The 19,892-nt window shown below is 69.4% G+C and carries 18 protein-coding genes; 16 read left to right on the top strand and 2 right to left on the bottom strand.

Translation table 11 applies throughout. The features are described 5' to 3' along the window. The first annotated feature begins 73 nt into the window (after nt 1-73). The 8 genes from AC3WOH_RS18420 (at nt 74) to AC3WOH_RS18385 (ending at nt 8,428) form a co-directional block, all read left to right on the top strand. Nucleotides 74-781, top strand: coding sequence for a DUF4197 domain-containing protein (locus AC3WOH_RS18420; protein WP_492230765.1), 708 nt, complete (start codon nt 74-76; stop codon nt 779-781). Nucleotides 782-792: 11 nt separating this feature from the next. After that, nucleotides 793-1,206 (top strand): YchJ family protein, encoded by a 414-nt coding sequence (locus AC3WOH_RS18415; protein WP_492230764.1) that lies wholly within the window; start codon nt 793-795, stop codon nt 1,204-1,206. A 36-nt stretch (nt 1,207-1,242) separates the two neighbouring features. Next, nucleotides 1,243-1,899, top strand: coding sequence for an HAD family hydrolase (locus tag AC3WOH_RS18410; RefSeq protein ID WP_492230763.1), 657 nt, complete (start codon nt 1,243-1,245; stop codon nt 1,897-1,899). Between the two features lie 11 nt (nt 1,900-1,910). Continuing rightward, nucleotides 1,911-2,807 carry a LysR family transcriptional regulator gene (locus tag AC3WOH_RS18405; RefSeq protein WP_492230762.1) on the top strand — a complete coding sequence of 299 codons (897 nt, stop codon included), beginning with the start codon at nt 1,911-1,913 and terminating at the stop codon, nt 2,805-2,807. A gap of 79 nt (nt 2,808-2,886) precedes the next feature. Continuing rightward, the gene (locus AC3WOH_RS18400) at nt 2,887-4,869 is read left to right on the top strand and encodes an aconitase family protein (RefSeq protein ID WP_492230761.1); all 1,983 of its coding nucleotides are present in this window, start codon (nt 2,887-2,889) and stop codon (nt 4,867-4,869) included. Between the two features lie 28 nt (nt 4,870-4,897). Next, complete coding sequence (locus AC3WOH_RS18395; protein WP_492230760.1) at nt 4,898-5,872, top strand: tripartite tricarboxylate transporter substrate binding protein; 975 nt, start codon at nt 4,898-4,900, stop codon at nt 5,870-5,872. Beyond that, nucleotides 5,869-6,990 (top strand): 3-isopropylmalate dehydrogenase, encoded by a 1,122-nt coding sequence (gene leuB / locus AC3WOH_RS18390; RefSeq protein ID WP_492230782.1) that lies wholly within the window; start codon nt 5,869-5,871, stop codon nt 6,988-6,990. The genes AC3WOH_RS18395 and leuB overlap by 4 nt, the downstream gene beginning before the upstream one ends. 55 nt (nt 6,991-7,045) lie before the next feature. Beyond that, nucleotides 7,046-8,428, top strand: a complete 1,383-nt coding sequence (locus AC3WOH_RS18385) for a patatin-like phospholipase family protein (RefSeq protein WP_492230759.1) — start codon at nt 7,046-7,048, stop codon at nt 8,426-8,428. A 2-nt stretch (nt 8,429-8,430) separates the two neighbouring features. Here AC3WOH_RS18385 and AC3WOH_RS18380 read toward each other — a convergent pair whose 3' ends face one another. Next, a complete protein-coding gene (locus tag AC3WOH_RS18380; protein WP_492230781.1) occupies nt 8,431-9,099 on the bottom strand; it encodes a glutathione S-transferase family protein in 669 nt (222 codons plus the stop codon). A 70-nt stretch (nt 9,100-9,169) separates the two neighbouring features. Next, a complete protein-coding gene (locus tag AC3WOH_RS18375) occupies nt 9,170-10,252 on the bottom strand; it encodes an AraC family transcriptional regulator (protein ID WP_492230758.1) in 1,083 nt (360 codons plus the stop codon). A gap of 135 nt (nt 10,253-10,387) precedes the next feature. On the opposite strand from AC3WOH_RS18375, the gene AC3WOH_RS18370 reads away from it, so the two are divergent. From AC3WOH_RS18370 to AC3WOH_RS18335, 8 genes are all read left to right on the top strand, one after another. Further along, nucleotides 10,388-12,115, top strand: coding sequence for an AMP-binding protein (locus AC3WOH_RS18370; RefSeq protein WP_492230757.1), 1,728 nt, complete (start codon nt 10,388-10,390; stop codon nt 12,113-12,115). 14 nt (nt 12,116-12,129) lie between these two features. Continuing rightward, nucleotides 12,130-13,737, top strand: a complete 1,608-nt coding sequence (locus AC3WOH_RS18365; protein WP_492230756.1) for a carboxyl transferase domain-containing protein — start codon at nt 12,130-12,132, stop codon at nt 13,735-13,737. Nucleotides 13,738-13,749: 12 nt separating this feature from the next. Further along, nucleotides 13,750-14,550 (top strand): enoyl-CoA hydratase/isomerase family protein, encoded by an 801-nt coding sequence (locus AC3WOH_RS18360; protein WP_492230755.1) that lies wholly within the window; start codon nt 13,750-13,752, stop codon nt 14,548-14,550. A gap of 23 nt (nt 14,551-14,573) precedes the next feature. Beyond that, nucleotides 14,574-15,293, top strand: a complete 720-nt coding sequence (locus tag AC3WOH_RS18355; RefSeq protein ID WP_492230754.1) for a DUF4126 domain-containing protein — start codon at nt 14,574-14,576, stop codon at nt 15,291-15,293. Nucleotides 15,294-15,413: 120 nt separating this feature from the next. Next, complete coding sequence (locus AC3WOH_RS18350) at nt 15,414-17,423, top strand: acetyl/propionyl/methylcrotonyl-CoA carboxylase subunit alpha (protein WP_492230753.1); 2,010 nt, start codon at nt 15,414-15,416, stop codon at nt 17,421-17,423. A 35-nt stretch (nt 17,424-17,458) separates the two neighbouring features. Then, nucleotides 17,459-18,379: a 2-hydroxyacid dehydrogenase gene (locus AC3WOH_RS18345; protein ID WP_492230752.1), complete on the top strand. Its 921-nt coding sequence runs from the start codon at nt 17,459-17,461 to the stop codon at nt 18,377-18,379. 31 nt (nt 18,380-18,410) lie between these two features. Beyond that, nucleotides 18,411-18,887, top strand: a complete 477-nt coding sequence (locus AC3WOH_RS18340) for a DUF3592 domain-containing protein (RefSeq protein ID WP_492230751.1) — start codon at nt 18,411-18,413, stop codon at nt 18,885-18,887. A 27-nt stretch (nt 18,888-18,914) separates the two neighbouring features. Continuing rightward, a complete protein-coding gene (locus tag AC3WOH_RS18335; RefSeq protein ID WP_492230750.1) occupies nt 18,915-19,823 on the top strand; it encodes a hydroxymethylglutaryl-CoA lyase in 909 nt (302 codons plus the stop codon). Nucleotides 19,824-19,892 lie beyond the last annotated feature (69 nt).

Below are 19,892 nucleotides of genomic sequence, written 5' to 3'. Positions count from 1 at the left end.
ACGGTGCGCGCGCGTCGGCGAAAATCAGGCCCTGCGCTTCCTTGTGTTTGACCAGAGAAAGACCTACCACGCCATGCTGCGTCGCGAATTCCACCACCATGCCAGCGCGGGCGCGCTGGGTGTCCTGTTGCTGGCCGTTGCCCACCGGGCGCACGCCTTGTCGCTGGCCGACCTGTCGGCCGCCGACACCTCGGGCGGGCTCAAGGCTGCCCTGTCGCAGGGCGTACAGGCCGCCGTCGCATCGCTCGGGCGGCCCGACGGCTTTCTGGGCAACCCCCGGGTGCGCATCGGCCTGCCGGGGCAGCTCGACGAGGCCGCCAAGCTCCTGAAGTCGCTGGGCCAGGGGCGGCGCATCGATGAACTCGTCACCTCCATCAACCGCGCGGCCGAGGCCGCCGTGCCGCTGGGCAAGGATCTGCTGGTGCAGGCCGTGCAGAGCATGACCGTGACCGATGCCCGCAACATCCTGACCGGGGGCGACACCTCGGTGACGGCCTTCTTTGCTGAAAAGACCCGCGCCCCGCTGGGCGAGCGTTTTTTGCCCGTGGTGAACCAGGCCACCGAGAAGGTCGGCGTTACGCAGAAGTACAACGCGTTCGCCGGCAAGGCGGCCAGTTTTGGCCTGCTCAAGGCCGAGGACGCCAACCTGGCACAGTACGTCACTGCGCGCACGCTCGACGGCCTGTACCTCATGATCGGCGAGGAAGAGCGCGCCATTCGACAGAACCCCGCAGCTGCCGGCAGCGCGCTGGCGAAGAAAGTATTCGGCGCGTTGCGCTGAAAGGCTCCTTCGTGGCATCCCCCGACCCCACCACCGCCTGCCCCTGTGGCCAGGTCAACGCGCGCCAGAAGCCGCTGGCCTATGCGGACTGCTGTGGCCGCTATGTGGACCACTTTGACACCGCGCCCGCGCCCGATGCGCAGCACCTCATGCGCTCGCGCTACAGCGCCTTCGTGCGCGAGCGGGCCGAGTACCTGCAGGCCACCTGGCACCCGCGCACGCGGCCTTCCGGGCTGGATTTCGACCCGGCCACCCGCTGGCTGGGCCTTTCGGTGCGCAGCCACCGCAGCACGGGCGAGAACATGGCCGAGGTCGAGTTCGTCGCGCGCTACCGCGTGGGCGGTCGGGCCGTGCGCCTGCACGAGACCAGCCGCTTCGTGCGCGAGGGCGGTCGCTGGTTCTATGTCGACGGCGACCAGCAGTGAGTATTTTTTCCTTTGCCATCTTGCGAACCTTGACCCATGACCTTTGAAGCCATTTTGTTCGACTGCGACGGCGTGCTCGTCGACAGCGAGCACATCACCAACGGCGTGCTGCGCACCATGCTCAACGAGGCGGGCTGGGCCATCACGCACGACGAATGCATGGCCTATTTCATCGGGCGCACGGTGCGCAGCGCCACGGCCCGCATCGAGGCCGAGACCGGCAAGCCCCTGACCGACGAGTGGATGGCCAGCTTCTACGCGCGGCGCAATGCCGAGCTGGACCAGCGCCTGGTCGCCATCGAGCACATCCACCCCGCCATCGAGCGGGTGCACGCCCACCATGGCGGGCGCATCGCCTGCGCCTCGGGGGCCGACCGCTTCAAGGTGGAGATGCAACTCGTCAAGGTGGGGCTCATGCCCTACTTCGAGGGCCGCATCTTCAGCGGCCACGAGGTGCCCCACACCAAGCCCGCGCCCGACGTGTATCTGGCCGCGGCCGCCGCGCTGCAGGCCGACCCCACGCGCTGCGCGGTGGTGGAGGACACGACCATCGGGGTGACCGCCGGCGCGGCCGCGGGTGCCACGGTGTTCGCCTACGACCCCCTGGGGGTGGGCGAGCAGGCCCTGCGCGCGGCCGGCGCCGCGCAGGTGTTCCGCAGCATGGCCGAGCTGCCGGCCCTGCTGGGCTGCTGAACCACAACGCCATGACCCGCCGCGTCGATGCCTACAGCCTGCGCCTGTTCGCCGCGGTGGCGCAGGAGGGCTCCATCGTGCGCGCCGCCGCGCGTGAGCACATCGCCCCCTCGGCCCTGAGCCGCCGACTGGCTGACCTGGAGCATGCCTTCGGCACGCCGCTGCTGGTGCGTTCGCCGCGCGGCGTGCAACTGACCGAGGCGGGCCACCTGGTGTTCGAGCGCGGGCAACAGATCGACCAGGGACTGCAGCAACTCGCGCGCGAGGTGCAGTCGCTCGACGGCCGCGTGGCCGGCACGGTGCGCGTGGCGGCCGATACCTCGGCCGTGGTGGGCTTTCTGCCCGAACGGCTCAAGGCCCTGCTGGCCGCGCACCCGGCCCTGCATGTCTCGCTCCAGGAGCTGGACACACCCGACGTGGTGCGCAGCTGCCTGGACGACCAGGCCGATGTCGGCGTGGGGGTGCGCATGGACGTGCCCGCCGGCATGGAGCGCTGGCATTTTGCGAGCGACCCGCTGCTGGTGGTGCTGCCACGCGGCCATGCGCTCGCCAGGCGCAGCGCGCTGGGGTTCGACCAGGTGCTGCAGTGGCCGCTGATCGGTGTGCGCGCGGGCGGCTCGCTCGACCGCTTCGTGCATGCCCAGGCCCTCGCCACCGGGCACAGCCTGCAGATGGCCGTCTCGGTGGGCAGCTTCGATGCCGTGTGCCGCATGGTCGAGGCGGGCCTGGGCATCGCCATCGTGCCGCAGAGCGCGGCCGCCGCCTATGCGGGCAGCCGGCACTTTGTGCGCCGCCCGCTGCAGGAGGACTGGGCCGCACGCGAGTTGTGCCTGTATGCGCTGCGCAAGACCCCACGTCTGCGTTCGGTGCAGGCCGTCATCGACAGCTGGTCTGCGCCTGCGGGGTAACCCGGATCGCTATTTTTGCGAGACCCCCTGTGCCGCATCGGCGCTTGGCCTGGCAAGGTGGCCGACCGATCATTCGGACATGCAAGCCGATGCCAGCACAGTCCGTTTCGACGGACGAATCCTCTTTCTCAGCCAGAGCGCCGACGCCGTGCGCAGGCAGTTCGGTGGCGAGGCCATCACCTTGGCCCAGGCGGGGCCCTTGCGCGACGATGTCTCCACCGACGAGATCACGCCACTGCCCATCCTGACCCATTTCGACGCGCAACTGGGCCGCTACCCCTACACCGGCTTTCGGGTGGACGACTGCCTGCCCATCGCGGCCGATGCGGTGCGCCAGGGCGGCTTTGAGGTCACGGTGGCGGGCAAGCGCTATGGCAAGGGCTCCTCGCGCGAGCACAGCCCTGCGGCGGAGAAGTTCGCCGGCGTGCGCCTGGTGGTGGCCGAGAGCTTCGAGCGCATCTACCGCCAGAATGCCGACAACATCGGCCTGTTCACCTCCACCGATTTCGGCCTCATCGAGCGCATCCAGCGCGGCGAGGCCATTGCCATCGAGGAACTGGTGGCGGGCCGCGATGCGCTGGCGGCTGCCATCTTGCGCAGCGGTGGGTTGCTGCGCTTTGGCCAGCGCTTCATGCGGGACGTGGCGCCAGCGGCCGGGGCGGGGCAGGGCGACGGCGCGCCGCGCACCCTGTTCGAGAAGATCATCGCGCGCCATGCCCTGGCCACGGAGCTGACGGCGGCCCATGCGGCGCCGAGCGAAGGGGCCTTTGTGCGCGCCGACTGGCGCTTCATCCACGAGTACTACACCGGCATGGCGGCGCACATGCTCGGTACCGAGTTCGGTGCCTCGCTGGCGCTGCAGGGGCCAGAGTCCATCGTGGTGTTCGAAGACCACACCTCCTACGTGCACGAAAGCGCCACCCACGTGCGCGCGGGCCTGGTGCCCAATGTGCTTGCCATGTGCGCGGCGCAGCGCACCTTCGCCAAGCGCTTCGGCCTGCGCATGCACCGCACGCTGACCGAAGACGAGGCTTTGCTCGACGACGGCAGCAACGTCGCCGGCATCTCCCACGCCATGGTGGCCGAGCACTACGCGCTGCCCGGCCAGGTGGTGGTGGGCACCGATTCGCACACCCCGCACAGCGGCGCGCTGGGCTGCGTGGCCTTTGGCGTGGGCACGACGGACATGGCCAATGCCTTCGTGACCGGGGCGGTGCGGCTCACGGTGCCCGAGTCGCTGCGCATCGTGCTCGACGGGGTGGTGCCTGTGGGTGTGACGGCCAAGGACATCGTGCTGCACCTGCTGGCGCTGCCGGCGATTCGCGCGGGCGCGGGCCTGGGCAAGGTGTTTGAATTTGGCGGCCCGGCCGTGGCCGGCCTCTCCACCGACGAGCGCGCCACCCTGACCAACATGACGGCCGAACTCGGTGGCTTCACCGGCATCGTGGCGCCGGATGCCGAGACCGTGCGCTTTCTGAGCGAGCGGCGCGGCGTGGAATTCCACCTCGCGCCCTGGATGCACAGCGACCCTGGTGCGCGGTATGCGCAGACCTTCACCGTGGACTGCGCTGCGCTCACACCCATGCTGGCGCGACCGGGCGACCCGGGCAACGGCTTGCCGCTGGCCGAGCTGGACGGGCCCGTGAAGGTGCACATCGCCTATGGGGGCTCGTGCACCGCGGGCAAGCGCGAGGACTTCGACCTCTACCACGGCGTGCTGCAGTGGGCCGTGCAGCGCGGCCTGCGCGTGGCGCCACAGGTGCAGTTGTTTCTGCAGTTCGGCACCACGGCCGTGCGCGACTACTGCGTGGCCCGCGGCTACATGCCGGTGTTCGAGCAGGTGGGCGCGCGCATGCTGCAGCCCTCGTGCGGGGCCTGCGGCAACTGCGGGCCGGGTTCGTCCACCTCGGCCGAGCAGGTCACGGTGAGCGCCATCAACCGCAACTTTCCGGGCCGGGGCGGCCCGGGCCAGGTCTGGCTGGCCAGCCCCCCCACGGTGGTGGCCAGCGCTATTGCAGGCGAGTTGCTGTCCTTTGCCGACCTGCAGGCGCGGTATCCCTGAACCCACAACAACGACAGGAGACACAACGATGAACCCCTTGACCTTGCCCTCCCTGTGCCGGCGCGCGCTGCTGCTGGCTGCCGTGGTGGCTAGCGGCCTGGCCCACGCACAGGGCGACAAGCCCGTGCGCGTGATCGTGCCGCTGACCACGGGATCGACCGTGGACACTCTGGCACGCGCGCTCTCGCCGCCGCTGGCGCGTGCCCTCGGTCAGCCGGTGGTGGTGGAGAACATTGCGGGCGCGGGCGGTGTCTCGGGCACGGCGCAGCTGGTGCGCGCGCCCAAGGATGGGCAGACCCTGGCGCTGGTCTCGTCCAACCACGTGATCAACCCGGCCATCTACAAGAGCATGCCTTTCGACACGCTCAAGGACATCACGCCCATCACCGTGGTCGGCACGGTGCCGCTGGTGCTGGTGGCCACCAATGCGCTGCCGGTCAAGACGCTCAAGGAACTGGTGGCCTATGCCAAGGCCAATCCCGCCAAGGTGGACTATGGCTCGGCCGGCAACGGCAGCGTGCTGCACCTGGCGGCCGAGCTGCTCAAGAGCGAGGGCGGCATCTTTCTCACCCACATCCCCTACAAGGGCACGGGGCCGCTGACCACGGACCTGATCGGCGGGCAGATCCACCTGGCCTTCCTGTCCGTCACGGCGGCGGCGCCGCATGTAAAGGCCGGGCGCCTCAAGGCGCTGGGCGTGTCCACCACGCAGCGTTCGCAGGTGCTGCCCGAGGTGCCCACGCTTGCCGAGGCGGGGCTGCCGGGCTACAGCTTCGATGCCTGGATCGCCCTGATCGGCCCGGCGGGCCTGCCCAAGCCCCTGGTGCAGAAGTTCTACCAGGACGTGAAGGCCACGCTGGCGCAAAAGGAAGTGCAGGACATCATGGCGGCACAAGGCATCGCCCCCGTGGGTTCCACCCCCGAGAGCGCCGAGCCCTTCTTCAAGGCCGAGCTGGCCAAGCATGCCGAGCTGGTGCGCCAGTCGGGCGCGGTGAAAGACTGATGCCCCGCATCGCGTTTCTGCCCGGTGAGGGCATCGGCCCCGAGGTGCTGGCCCAGGCGCGCGCGGTGCTCGAAGACCTGCGCGGGCCGGGTTTCGATTTCGACGCGGTGGAGGCACCCGTGGGGGCGGTCGCCTGCGACGCACACGGCCACCCCCTGCCGCCGTCCACGCTGGCGGCGGCCTGCGCGGCCGATGCCGTGCTCTTCGGCGCCGTGGGTGATCCGCGCCACGACTACCTGCCGCGCGCGCTGCGGCCCGAGCAGGCCATCCTGGGCCTGCGCCGGGGCCTGGGGCTGTATGCCAGCCTGCGCCACATCCGCATCGATGTGGCCACGGCCGTGCTGTCGCCGCTCAAGGCGTCCGTGGTGCAGGGCGTGGACCTGCTCGTCGTGCGCGAGCTCGATGGCGATGTCTACACCGCCACGCCCAAGGGCCAGCGCACCGCTGCAGAGGGGCCGTTTGCCGGCGACGCCGAGGGCTTCGACAGCATGCGCTATGCCGCGGGCGAGGTGCGGCGCGTGGCGCATGTGGCCTTTCGCGCAGCGCGCGCCCGGCGCGGGCAACTGGCCAGCGTGGACAAGGCCAATGTGCTGGAGACCTCGCGCCTGTGGCGCCAGGTGGTGACCGCGGTAGGGCGTGACCACTACCCCGATGTGCAGCTGCGCCACTGGTACGCCGACAACGCGGCCATGGCGCTGGTGGCCAGCCCGCGCGATTTCGACGTGGTGCTGGCCGGCAACCTGTTCGGCGACATCCTGAGCGATGTGGCTTCGGTGCTCACGGGCTCCATCGGCCTGCCCGCAGCGGCGTTGCTGGGCGATGGCGAGCCGGGCCGCACGCGCGGCCTGTTCGAGGCCGGGCACGGCACGGCGCTCGACATCGCGGGCCAGGACCGCGCCAACCCCGTGGGCTGCATCCGCGCGGCAGCCTTGCTGCTGCGCCACGCCCTGGCACGGCCCGATCTGGCCGGCCGGGTGGAGGCCGCAGTGCTGGCGGCCCTGGCCCAGGGCTGGCGCACGGCCGATATCGCTGGTGCGGACACGCCGGCGCACCTGCGCGTGGGTACGCAGGCCATGGGGGATGCCATACGACAGGCCTTGGCCCCGGCAGGACACTGAGGCGTGTGCCACGCAGGAGGCTTCTCTTAAACTTCCGCGCAGGGAGGAAGAAGCTGTGACAACACTGCAGTTCGTCGTGCGTTGGGTGGGGCTGGCCTTGGCGGTCGCGCTGGCCGGGTGTTCGTCCGTGCGGCCGTGGACCAACGAGCCCATGCCGCTTTCTGAGCAGGCGGTCACGCAGCGGCCTTCGCAGCGCGACCCGAGCATCCTGGTGGCGGTCACGCTCTCGGGCGGGGGCGCACGTGCGGCGGCCTTTGGCTTCGGCGTGCTCACCGAGATGCAGAACACGGTGTTCGAATGGAACGGCCAGCGCACCACCCTGCTCGATGCCACCGACGTGGTCAGCGGCGTCTCGGGCGGCAGCATCGTGGCGGCCTACTATGCGGCGCATGGCATCGAGGGGCTGCCGCGCTTCGAGCATGAATTTTTGCGCCAGAACTTCCAGAACAGCCTGATCACCCAGGCCCTGCGCCCGGGCAACCTGGTGGACCTGACCTCACCCTGGTTCGGCCGCACCCACCTGCTGGCGCGCCGGCTCGACGAGCTCTACGCGGGCAAGACCTTCGGCGACGTGGAAAAGCGCCCGCGCCACCCGCAGCTGTTCATCACCGCGACCGACATGTCGCTGGGCACGGGCTTCGAGTTCACCTGGGAGCAGTTCGCGCTGATCTGCTCGGACCTGCGCTCGGTGCCGCTGTCGTTCGCGGTGGCGGCTTCGTCGGCCGTGCCCCTGCTGCTCAGCCCCATGACGCTCAAGAACCATGCGGACCAGTGCGTCACCCGCCCCGCAGGCAGCCACCTGGCGCGCGCCACCGCCAGCGACTACCGCTCGCGCCTGTACCGGGTCAACGAGCAAAGCTACCTCGATGCCCGGCGCAAGCCCTACATCCACCTGGTCGATGGCGGCCTGTCGGACAATCTCGGCGTGCAGCGCCTGCTGGACCGCGCGCTGGCCGGCGGCGGGCTGCGCGAAAGCTTCAGCGAGGTGGGCATTCCGCCGGGCAGCATCCGCAAGCTGGTGCTGATCACGGTGAATGCCGAGCGCGACCCCTCGTTCAACATCGACACCAGCGACAAGGTGCCCGACATGCTGCAGGTGGTCGATGCCCTGCTGTTCGGCACCGGCGCACGCGCCACGCGCGAGACGCAGGAATACCTGCGCGACATCACGGCCCAGTGGCGCAAGACCCTGGCCGAGCACCCGCACAGCGGCGGCGACGTGTTCGCGCCCAACGCCGAGATCCATGTGGTGCCGGTGAACCTGCGCGATTCACCCGACGATGTGGCGCGCCCGCGCCTGTTGCAGATTCCCACGGCGTTTTCCATCGAGCAGCACGAGGTCACGGACCTGATCGAGGCCGGCGGCAGCGTGCTGCGGCATTCGCCCGAGTTCCGGGCGCTGGTGCAATCGCTGCCGGTGTACCGGGCGCCGCAGTAGCGTCAGGGCCGCGTGTCGGGGGCTGGCGTGGTTGGTACGTCCTGCTCTTCTGCGGCCTCGATCTGCGCGGCCATGGCGCGCTGGTAGCCCGGGCGCTGCTGCAGGCGGTGCCAGTACAGCAGCGTGCGTTCGCCGAACTCGGGCGACAGGCCCAGGTGCTCGGCCAGCAGCAGTGCATAGCCCACAGAGACGTCGGCCGCGGTGAAGCGCTCCGCGCACAGGTACTCGCTGCGCGCCAGGGCCGACTCCACCGCCCGCAGCCGGGCCAGGAACCAGCGGCGGTAGTCCTCCACCACTTGGGGCTGCTGGCGCGCCTTGGGCTCGAAGCGGCCGTAGCGCAGCACCAGGGTCTGCGGAAAGGTCAGCGTGGCCTCGCCCAGGTGCAGCCAGTTGAGGTAGGCGCCGTAGGCCGGGTCCACGGGCCGCACGTCGAGCCCCGCATCGGGGTGGGCGGCCGCAAGGTACTGGCAGATGGCGGCCGATTCGGTCATGCGCACATCGCCCTGCACCAGCAGGGGCACGGTGCCCAGCGGGTTCAATTCAAGGAAGCTGCGCGCCTTCAGCCGCGGCGGAAAGGGCAGCATGTGCAGCGAGTACGGCAGCTGCAACTCCTCCAGCATCCACAGGGGGCGGAACGAGCGCGCGCTGACGCAGTGGTACAGATGGATCATCGGCATCGGGTTCAGTGTAGTTCCGGCGGATGGCGAGGGTGGTTCCCCCTGTTGCCATTGCGGTTGCAAATCACGCCGCCGTGCGCGCCAAACGCCGGTACTCGGCGGGCGAGTGCCCGGTCCAGCCCTTGAAGGCGCGGATGAAGCTTTTCTCGTTGACGAAACCCGCGGCCTCGGCCACCTGCTTGATGGGGCGGTCGCTGCGGTGCAGCAGTTCCATGGCGCGGCCCTGGCGCACCTCGTCCTTGAGGCCCTGCAGGGTGGCGCCTTCCTCCTTGAGCTGGCGGTGCAGGGTGCGCGGCGACACATGCAGCAGGTGGGCCAGCGTCTCGGCGCTGTGCGTGGCCAGCGCCTGGCCGGGGTGGCCCTGCACCGGGGCGCCCAGCAGCTGGCGCACGCGGGCCACCAGCAAGCGGTCGCGCCGGTACTGCAGCACGGTGAGCGGCAGCGCGTGCTGCAGCATCTGGCGCAGTGCGGCCTCGTCGCGCCGCAGGGGCAGGGCGAGGTAGCGTGCATCGAAATGGATGGCCGTCTGCGGCGCGTGGAAGCGCACCGGGCCGCCCGGGAACAGCACACCATAGGCCTCGGCATGCGGTGGCGGTGCGAAGGCGAATTCGGCCGCGAGCAGCGGCACGCGCGAATCCACCATCCAGCAGCCCAGGCCCAGGGCATTGCGCAGCACCGAGACCAGGCAGAACTCGCGCAACGAGCCCAGGTCGCGGTTCTCGGCAATGGCCAGGGTGGCCATGCTGTCGGCCTGCGCCAGCGTGAGTGTGATGTCGTCGGCCAGCAGGCCATGGTGGCGGCACCAGCGCTTGAGCGCCACGCCCAGGTCGGGCGAGCTGATGGAGGCGCGCGCCAGCATGCCGTAGCTGCCCCAGGGCAGGCGCCGGCCGAACCAGCCCAGGGCCTCGTCGTCGAGCTCGCGCATGGCGGCGCCCGAGACCTCCTCCATCTGCCAGGCCGTGATGCGGGCACTGTCGTCGAACAGCAGGCCGGGCGCAATCTGTGCCTGGGCCAGCGCCCACGCGGGGCTCATGCCGCGGCGCCTGTAAGCGAGTGCAATCGCCTGCACGAAGGCGATGGGGGTGGCGGCTGGCGCGGTCTTGGGGGCGGGCAGGCCCTCGGGGGCCGCAAAGGCGGGGGATTTCACGGGTGCCAGTGTGCCCGAGGTGTGGCACGATTTGCAACCTTTGTGTCAAGCGGGGGCCGTGGCAGGCTCCTATGCTTGCATATCGCTCGCCATGCACTCCCTGTGCGGGAGCGCGACACGCAAGGAGACAAGAACATGGGTGCAGCCCTGCCTTCCACCGCCCCGCTGACCACCAGCCTGGCCCTTGGCGCGACCGACGTGCCCCTGATCGAGCAGACCCTGGGCGATTTCTTCGACGCCATGGCGGCCCGCCAGCCCGAGCGCGAGGCCCTGGTCAGTGTGCACCAGGGGCGCCGCTACACCTACCGCAGCCTGCAGGCCGAGGCCCGGCGCCTGGCCAGTGCGCTGCTGGGCCTGGGCCTGGTGCCCGGCGACCGCGTGGGCATCTGGTCGCACAACAACGTCGAGTGGGTGCTGATGCAGCTGGCCACGGCCCAGGTGGGCCTGGTGCTGGTCAACATCAACCCGGCCTACCGCACCTCCGAGGTGGAGTACGCGCTCAACAAGGTGGGCTGCCGGCTGCTGGTGAGCATGGCGCGCTTCAAGACCAGCGACTACCTGGGCATGCTGCGCGAGCTGGCGCCCGAATGGCAGCGCCAGCAGCCCGGCCGCCTGGGCGCGCTCAAGCTGCCGCACCTGCAGACCGTGGTGTGGATCGACGAGCCCGGCCAGGGCGCCGACGAAGCAGGCCTGCTGCGCTTTTCGGAATTGCTGGCACGTGGCGACGCGGCCGATGCGCGCGTGGCCGAGGTGGCGGCAGGGCTCCAGGCCACCGACCCCATCAACATCCAGTTCACCAGCGGCACCACGGGCTTTCCCAAGGGGGCCACGCTCACGCACCGCAACATCCTGAACAACGGCTTCTTCATCGGCGAGTGCATGCGCCTCACGCCGGAGGACCGGCTGTGCATTCCCGTGCCGCTGTACCACTGCTTCGGCATGGTGCTGGGCAACCTGGCCTGCTTCACGCATGGCGCCACCATCGTCTACCCCAACGACGGCTTCGACCCGCTCACCGTGCTGCAGACCGTGCAGGACGAGCGCTGCACCGGCCTGCACGGCGTGCCCACCATGTTCATCGCCGAGCTGGACCACCCGCGCTTTGCCGAGTTCGACCTGTCCACGCTGCGCACCGGCATCATGGCCGGTTCGCCCTGCCCGACCGAGGTGATGAAGCGCGTGGTGGAGCAGATGCACCTGTCCGAGATCACCATCGCCTACGGCATGACCGAGACCAGCCCCGTGAGCTGCCAGAGCAGCACCGGCACGCCTTTGGCCAAGCGCGTCTCCACCGTGGGCCAGGTGCAGCCGCACCTGGAAGTGAAGATCGTCAGCCCCGAGACCGGCGAGACCGTGCCCGTGGGCGAGCGCGGCGAGTTCTGCACGCGCGGCTACTCGGTGATGCACGGCTACTGGGGCGACGAGGCCAAGACCCGCGAGGCCATCGACGCCGAAGGCTGGATGCACACCGGCGACCTGGCCACCATGGACGCCGAGGGCTACGTGAACATCGTGGGCCGCATCAAGGACATGGTGATCCGCGGTGGCGAGAACATCTACCCGCGCGAGATCGAGGAATTCCTCTACCGCCACCCGCAGGTGCAGGACGTGCAGGTGGTAGGCGTGCCCGACGCCAAGTACGGCGAGGAGCTGTGCGCCTGGATCGTCGTCAAGCCCGGCCAGGAGCTGACCGAGGAGGCCGTGCGTGCCTTCTGCAAGGGCCAGATCGCCCACTACAAGGTGCCGCGCTACATCCGCTTCGTCACGGGCTTCCCGATGACGGTGACCGGCAAGATCCAGAAGTTCAGGATCCGCGACGAGATGAAGGACCAGCTGGGCCTGGCCGAAGAAAAGACTGCTTGAAAGAGATCCGCTGCATGACCATCCTAGACACCCAACTGAACCCCCGCTCGGCCGACTTCCTGGCCAATGCGGCCGCCATGCGCACCCTGGTCGACGACCTGCGCAGCCACCTCGACAAGGTGGCCCAGGGCGGCGGCGAGGCCGCGCGCGCCAAGCACACGGCGCGCGGCAAGCTGCTGCCGCGCGAGCGCGTGCAGATGCTGCTGGACCCGGGCACGCCCTTCCTGGAGCTGGCGCCCCTGGCCGCGCTCAACATGTACAACAACGATGCGCCCAGCGCCGGCCTGATCGCGGGCATCGGCCGCGTGAGCGGCGTGGACTGCATGGTCGTGTGCAACGACGCCACGGTGAAGGGCGGCACCTACTACCCGCTCACGGTGAAGAAGCACCTGCGTGCGCAGGAAGTGGCTCAGCAGAACCACCTGACCTGCATCTACCTGGTGGACTCGGGCGGCGCCAACCTGCCCAACCAGGACGAGGTCTTCCCCGACCGCGAGCACTTCGGCCGCATCTTCTTCAACCAGGCCAACATGAGCGCCCTGGGCATCTCGCAGATCGCCGTGGTCATGGGCAGCTGCACGGCCGGTGGCGCCTACGTGCCGGCCATGAGCGACGAGTCCATCATCGTGAAGAACCAGGGCACCATCTTCCTGGGCGGCCCGCCGCTGGTGAAGGCCGCCACGGGCGAGGTGGTCACGGCCGAGGACCTGGGCGGCGGTGATGTGCACACCCGCCTGTCGGGCGTGGCCGACCACCTGGCGCAGAACGATTTGCATGCCCTGCAGCTGGCACGCAATGCCGTGCGCAACCTCAACAAGGCCAAGGCCGCATCGCCTGCCGACAGCGCACCGCTGCCGCCGAAGTTCGCCAGCGATGAACTCTACGGCGTGATCCCCGTGGACACGCGCAAGCCCTTCGACGTGCGCGAGATCATCGCGCGCATCGTCGACGGCAGCGAGTTCGACGAGTTCAAGGCGCGCTACGGCACCACGCTGGTCACGGGCTTTGCACGCATCGAGGGCATGGCCGTGGGCATCATCGCCAACAACGGCATTCTGTTCAGCGAGTCGGCCCTGAAGGGCGCGCACTTCATCGAGCTGTGCTGCCAGCGCAAGATCCCGCTGGTCTTCCTGCAGAACATCACCGGCTTCATGGTGGGCCGCAAGTACGAGAACGAGGGCATTGCGCGCAACGGCGCCAAGATGGTCACGGCCGTGGCCACGGCCAGCGTGCCCAAGTTCACCATCATCATCGGTGGCAGCTTCGGTGCCGGCAACTACGGCATGTGCGGCCGCGCCTACAGCCCGCGCTTCCTGTGGATGTGGCCCAACGCGCGCATCAGCGTCATGGGCGGCGAGCAGGCGGCCGGCGTGCTGGCCACGGTCAAGCGCGATGGCATCGAGGCCAAGGGCGGCCAGTGGAGTGCCGACGAAGAAGAGGCCTTCAAGGCCCCCATCCGCCGCCAGTACGAAGACCAGGGCCACCCCTACTACGCCACCGCGCGCCTGTGGGACGACGGCGTGATCGACCCGGCCGACACGCGCCGCGTGCTGGCACTGGGCCTGGCCGCCACGCGCAATGCGCCCATCGAAGACACGAAATTCGGTTTGTTCCGCATGTAAGGACCGATGGCCATGGGAACGAACAACCTCACCATCACCTATGACGGCGCCGTGGCGCGCATCACGCTCACGCAGCCCGAGATCCGCAACGCCTTCAGCGACGAAGTCATCGCCGACATCACGGCCGCCTTCACCGAGGTGGGGGCGCGGGCCGAGGTGCGCGCCGTGGTGCTGGCCGCCGAGGGACCGGCCTTCTGCGCCGGGGCCAACCTCAACTGGATGCGCCGCATGGCTGATTACACGCGCGACGAGAACGTGGCCGATGCCGGCAAGCTCGCCGAGATGCTGCGCGTGATCTACGAGTGCCCCAAACCCACCATTGCCCGTGTGCAGGGCGATGTGTACGCCGGTGGCGTGGGCCTGGTGGCCGCCTGCGACATGGCGGTGGCGGTGGACACGGCGGGCTTCTGCCTGAGCGAGGTGAAGCTGGGCCTGATCCCCGCGACCATCAGCCCCTACGTGATCCGCGCCATGGGCGCGCGCGCGGCGCACCGCTACTTCCTCACGGCCGAGCGCTTCTCGGCCGCCGAGGCGCTGCGCATCGGCTTCGTGCACGAGGTGGTGGCGGCCGACCCGGCCTTCGAGGCGCTCGATGCCAAGCTGGCCGAACTGCTCAAGGCGCTGACCAGCGCCAGCCCCGCGGCCGTGCGCGCCTGCAAGAAGCTGGTGATCGACGTGGCCGAGCGTGAGATCAATGCCGGCCTGATCGATGCCACGGTGCAGGGCATCGCCGACATCCGCGCCAGCGAGGAAGGCCGCGAAGGCGTGCAGTCCTTCCTGCAAAAGCGCAAGCCGGCCTGGCTGGCGGGCTGACCCTACCACCCACAGGACTCCCCATGGACGCACTCTGGCTCAGCATCGTTCAGTGGCTGCACACCATTGGCCTGCATGTCGATGCCGGCACGGCACGCGACGTGGCCGGTGGCGTGGCGCGCGCCACCCAGCAGCTCGACATGCCCGGCCTGCTGGCCCTGGCCGCCGCCCTGGGCTGGGCCAGCGGCGTGCGCCTGTATGCCGTGGTGTTCATGGTGGGCGCCATGGGCTGGGCCGGCTGGATGGTGCTGCCCCCGGGCCTGGCGGTACTGCAAAGCCCGATGGTGCTGGCGGTCAGCGGCTGCATGCTGGTGGTGGAGTTTTTTGCCGACAAGGTGCCCTGGTTCGACAGCCTGTGGGATGCCGTGCATGCCTTCATCCGCGTGCCTGCGGGCGCGCTGCTGGCCGCCGGGGTGTTCGGCGCCGACAGCGCCACCATGGGCGTGGTCGGCGGGCTGATGGGCGGCTCGCTCGCCGCTACCTCTCTGGCCACCAAGATGACGGCGCGCGCCGCGGCCAACACCTCGCCGGAGCCGTTCTCCAACTGGGGCCTGTCCTTCCTGGAGGACGGGCTGGTGGTGGGCATGGTCTGGCTCGCCACCCAGTACCCGGTGGCCTTCGGCGTCACCCTGGCGGTGGTGTTGATGGTCTCGGTGCTGCTGCTGGTGATCCTCTTCAAGTTTCTGCGCGCCGTGCTGCGGCGCTTGTCCTCTCTCTTCTCTGGCCCTGCGAAGGCGGTTTGATTCCTATGTTTACAAAAATCCTGATTGCCAACCGCGGCGAAAACGTCCGCGCAGCGGATGTTTCTGCAAATTGCGTGGCACGCGCAGCGTGCGCAAGCGATCTCGCCGCGGGAGGGTGCCATGTTTAAGAAAATCCTGATCGCCAACCGCGGCGAGATCGCCTGCCGCGTTGCCGCCACTGCCCGCCGCATGGGTGTGAAAACTGTTGCGGTGTATTCGGACGCTGACGCAGGCGCCAAGCATGTGGCGGTGTGCGACGAGGCCGTGCACATCGGCGGCAGCGCACCCAAGGAAAGCTACCTGCAGTGGCAGCGCATCATCGACGCGGCCAAGGCCACCGGTGCGCAGGCCGTGCACCCGGGCTATGGCTTTCTGAGCGAGAACGAAGAGTTCGCCCAGGCCTGCGCCGACGCCGGGCTGGTCTTCATCGGCCCGCCCCCCTCGGCCATCCAGGCCATGGGGCTCAAGGCCGAGTCCAAGCAGCTCATGGAAAAGGCCGGCGTGCCCCTGGTGCCCGGCTACCACGGTGCCGACCAGGACCCGGCCCTGCTGCAGCGCGAGGCCGACCGGATCGGCTACCCCGTGCTCATCAAGGCCAGCGCGGGCGGTGGCGGCAAGGGCATGCGCGCCGTGGATTCGGCGGCCGAGTTCGCCGACGCCCTGGCCTCGTGCCAGCGCGAGGCCATCAACAGCTTTGGCGACGATGCCGTGCTGATCGAAAAGTACGTGCAGCGCCCGCGCCACATCGAGATCCAGGTGTTTGGCGATACCCAGGGCAACTATGTCTACCTGTTCGAGCGCGACTGCTCGGTGCAGCGCCGCCACCAGAAGGTGCTGGAGGAAGCCCCGGCCCCCGGCATGACCGAGGCCATGCGCCAGCAGATGGGCAACGCCGCCGTGGCCGCCGCGCGCGCCGTGAACTACGTGGGCGCGGGCACGGTGGAATTCATCGTCGAGCAGCGGGCCGATGGCAGCATGAACTTCTTCTTCATGGAGATGAACACCCGCCTGCAGGTGGAGCACCCCGTGACCGAGGCCATCACCGGCCAGGACCTGGTGGAGTGGCAACTGCGCGTGGCCTCGGGCGAGCCGCTGCCGCTGGCGCAGGAGCAGTTGCGCATCACCGGCCATGCCATTGAGGCGCGCATCTGCGCCGAGAACCCCGACAACAACTTCCTGCCCGCCACCGGAGCGCTGCATGTCTACGGGCTGCCGGCCCATGTGGCCTTCGAGCGCGGCACCGTGCGCGTGGACTCGGGCGTGCGCCAGGGCGATGCCATCAGCCCGTTCTACGACTCGATGGTGGCCAAGCTCATCGTGCACGGTGACACGCGCGAGCAGGCGCTGGCCCGCCTCGACGAGGCCCTGGCCCAGACCCATATCGTGGGCTTGGCCACCAATGTGCAGTTCCTGCGCCGCGTCGCGCGCACCGATTCTTTCGCCCAGGCGAAGCTCGACACCGCGCTGATCCCGCGCGAGCAGGCCGTGCTGTTCAAGCGCGAAGACGTGGGCCTGTCGCTGGCGGCGGCCAGTGCCGTGGCGCAGACCCTGCTGCGCGAGCGCGCAGAAGAGGGCGTCGATCCGTTCAGCCGCCGCGATGGCTTCCATACGCATGGCCTGGTGCAGCGCCGCTTCGAATTCGAATTTGGCGGCGAGCATGCCAAGGCCTGGCTGACCTATGAGCGCGGCGGCAGCCTCACGCTGGCGGTGGGCGAGGGCGTGGCCCAGGTGGCCGGCCCCCTGGTGTTCACCGCCGTGGGCGATGCCATCGACCTGCAGTTCGCCGGCCAGCGCACGCGCGCTGCCGTCTACGCCCAGGGCGAGATGGACCATGTGTTCACGCCCGCAGGGGCCACCCAGATCGTGGCCATCGACCTCTTGGCCCATTCCGGCGAGGCAGCGTCCGAAGGCGGGCGCCTCACGGCCCCCATGCCGGGCAAGGTCGTGTCGTTCGCGGTCAAGGCCGGCGACAAGGTCGCCAAGGGCCAGGCCCTGGCGGTGATGGAGGCCATGAAGATGGAGCACACCATTGCTGCCCCGGTGGATGGCGTGGTGCAGGAGCTGCTGTACGCGCCCGGCGACCAGGTGACCGAGGGCGCCGAGCTGCTCAAGCTCGCCGCCGCCGCGTGACAGCGCAGGGCCGGCAGTCGCGGTAACCTTGCAGCATGAACATCACCTTTTGCTGTACCGATACCAAGGCCGAGCCCTGGCTCCAGGGCCTGCAGGCGGCCCTGCCCGATGCGACCATCTCCGTCTGGCAACCCGGCGCGCCCCAGGCCGACTACGCTGTTGTCTGGGCCCCGCCCCAGCAGTTCGTGGACGAACAAGCAGCGCTCCAGGCGCTGTTCAACATCGGCGCGGGCGTGGACGCCCTGCTCAAGCTGCGCCTGCCTGCGGGCATGCGCGTGGTGCGCCTGGACGATGCCGGCATGGCCGTGCAGATGTCCGAGTACGTGTGCCACGCGGTCATCCGCCACTTCCGTGAGTTCGACGCCTATGAGTCCGACATGCAGGCCGGCCGCTGGGGCTACCGCAAGCCGCGCCTGCGCAGCGAGTTCCCGGTCGGCGTGATGGGGCTCGGCGTGCTGGGCGAGCGCGTGGCGCGCGCGCTCACACAGTTCGACTTCCCGGTCAACGGCTGGAGCCGCTCGCCCAAGGCCATCGAGGGCGTGCGCGGGTTCAGCGGTACCGATGGGTTCAACGATTTCCTGGCTGCCAGCCGCGTGCTGGTGAACCTGCTGCCGCTCACGCCCGATACCCAGGACATCATGGACCGCGAAACGCTCTCGCGCCTGCAGCCGGGTGCCTACGTGGTCAACGTGGCGCGCGGGGCCCATTTGGTGGAAGACGACCTGCTGGCCCTGATCGACAGCAGCCATGTGGCCGGCGCCACGCTCGACGTGTTCCGCCAGGAGCCCCTGCCCGCCGGCCATCCCTTCTGGAACCACCCGCGCATCGTGGCCACCCCGCACACCTCGGCGCGCACGCTGCGCGAGGAGAGCATTGCGCAGATCGCGCGCAAGATGCGCGCCCTGGAGCGCGGCGAGGCCGTGGCCGGCGTCGTGGATCCCGGGCGTGGCTACTGACCAGGCGCCTACGGAGAACAGGACATAGCGCATGGCATCCGCCTCACCCTTTCGCTATTTCCTCGGCCTGCTGGGCTTGGTCCTGCTCGTTCCCGGCGCCATCACGGTCCTGGGCGCGGCCTGGCTGCTGGTCTCCAGCCTGAACCTGGTGGGCGACATGCGCTCGGCCCCGGGGCGCGTTGTGGCTCTGGTGCCGGGTACGTCGGGCACGATGGGGCGCACGGCCCATGGCAGCCAGAGCGTGGTGGAGTTCACCACGCAGGAGGGCCAGACCCTGCGCGTGACCGATCCCGTGCTGCGGCGCCTGCAGGCCCAGCATTCCGTCGGTGAGTCCGTCACGGTCCGCTATCCATCCCGGGACCCCTCGCAGGCCGAGATCGGCAGCTCCCGCTGGATCAAAGGCCTGATCGGCGCCGGCCTGTTGCTGGCCGGACTGGTCGGCATGGCCGTGGGCGGACTGCTGCTGCGCTTTCGGCCCAGGCCGGCGATGGCCGCCCCCGGGGCCTGAACACCTCTTCCCATTGGAGACATCCCCATGAGCATTCCCACCCAAGTCAAACTCGTCGACGTCGGCCCGCGCGACGGACTGCAGAACGAAAAGTCCCCCGTGCCCGCCGAGGTCAAGATCGGCCTGGTGCACCGCCTGCAGGACGCGGGCCTCAAGAACATCGAGGTCACGAGCTATGTCTCGCCCAAGTGGGTGCCGCAGATGGCCGACAACCACGAGGTGATGTCCGGCATTGCGCGCCAGGAGGGCATCGTCTACTCGGTGCTCACGCCCAACCTCCAGGGCTACGAGGCGGCGGTGCTCGACAAGCCGGACGAGATCGTGGTCTTCGGCTCGGCCAGCGAGGCCTTCAGCCAGAAGAACATCAACTGCTCCATCGCCGAGAGCATCGAGCGCTTTGCCCCCGTGGTGGAGGCTGCGCGCGCGGCCGGCATCCATGTGCGCGGCGCCATGAGCTGCACCGTGGGCTGCCCCTACGAGGGCGAGATCGCTCCCGAGCGCGTGGCCTACCTGGCCGGGCTGATGAAGGGCATCGGCGTGCAGCACGTGGGCGTGGCCGACACCATCGGCGTGGGCACGCCGCGCAAGGTGCAGCGCGCCATGGAGGCCACCTTGCAGCACTACGGCATCGACGATGTCTCGGGCCACTTCCACGACACCTACGGCCAGGCGCTGGCCAACACCCTGGCCACGCTGGAGATGGGCGTGTGGCAGTACGACACCTCGGTCGCCGGCCTGGGTGGCTGCCCCTACGCCAAGGGTGCCACGGGCAATGTGGCTACCGAAGACGTGGTCTACATGCTGCACGGCATGGGCATCGACACCGGCATCGACCTCGACAAGCTCATCGATGCGGGCGCCTACATCAGCGATTTCCTCGCGCGCAAGCCCAACTCGCGCGCGGCCAATGCGCTGATCACCAAGCGCGCGGGCTGACCCCCTGGGCGAAAGCCCGACAATGGCGCACCTGGGGCTGCAAGGTGCGGCCCCACCATGACCAGTGCG

The sequence above is a fragment of the Acidovorax sp. FW305-C-20-28 genome, from assembly GCF_058783375.1.
The sequence above is the reverse complement of the archived record's forward strand: the minus strand, read 5'-3'. Positions and strand labels throughout refer to the sequence as shown.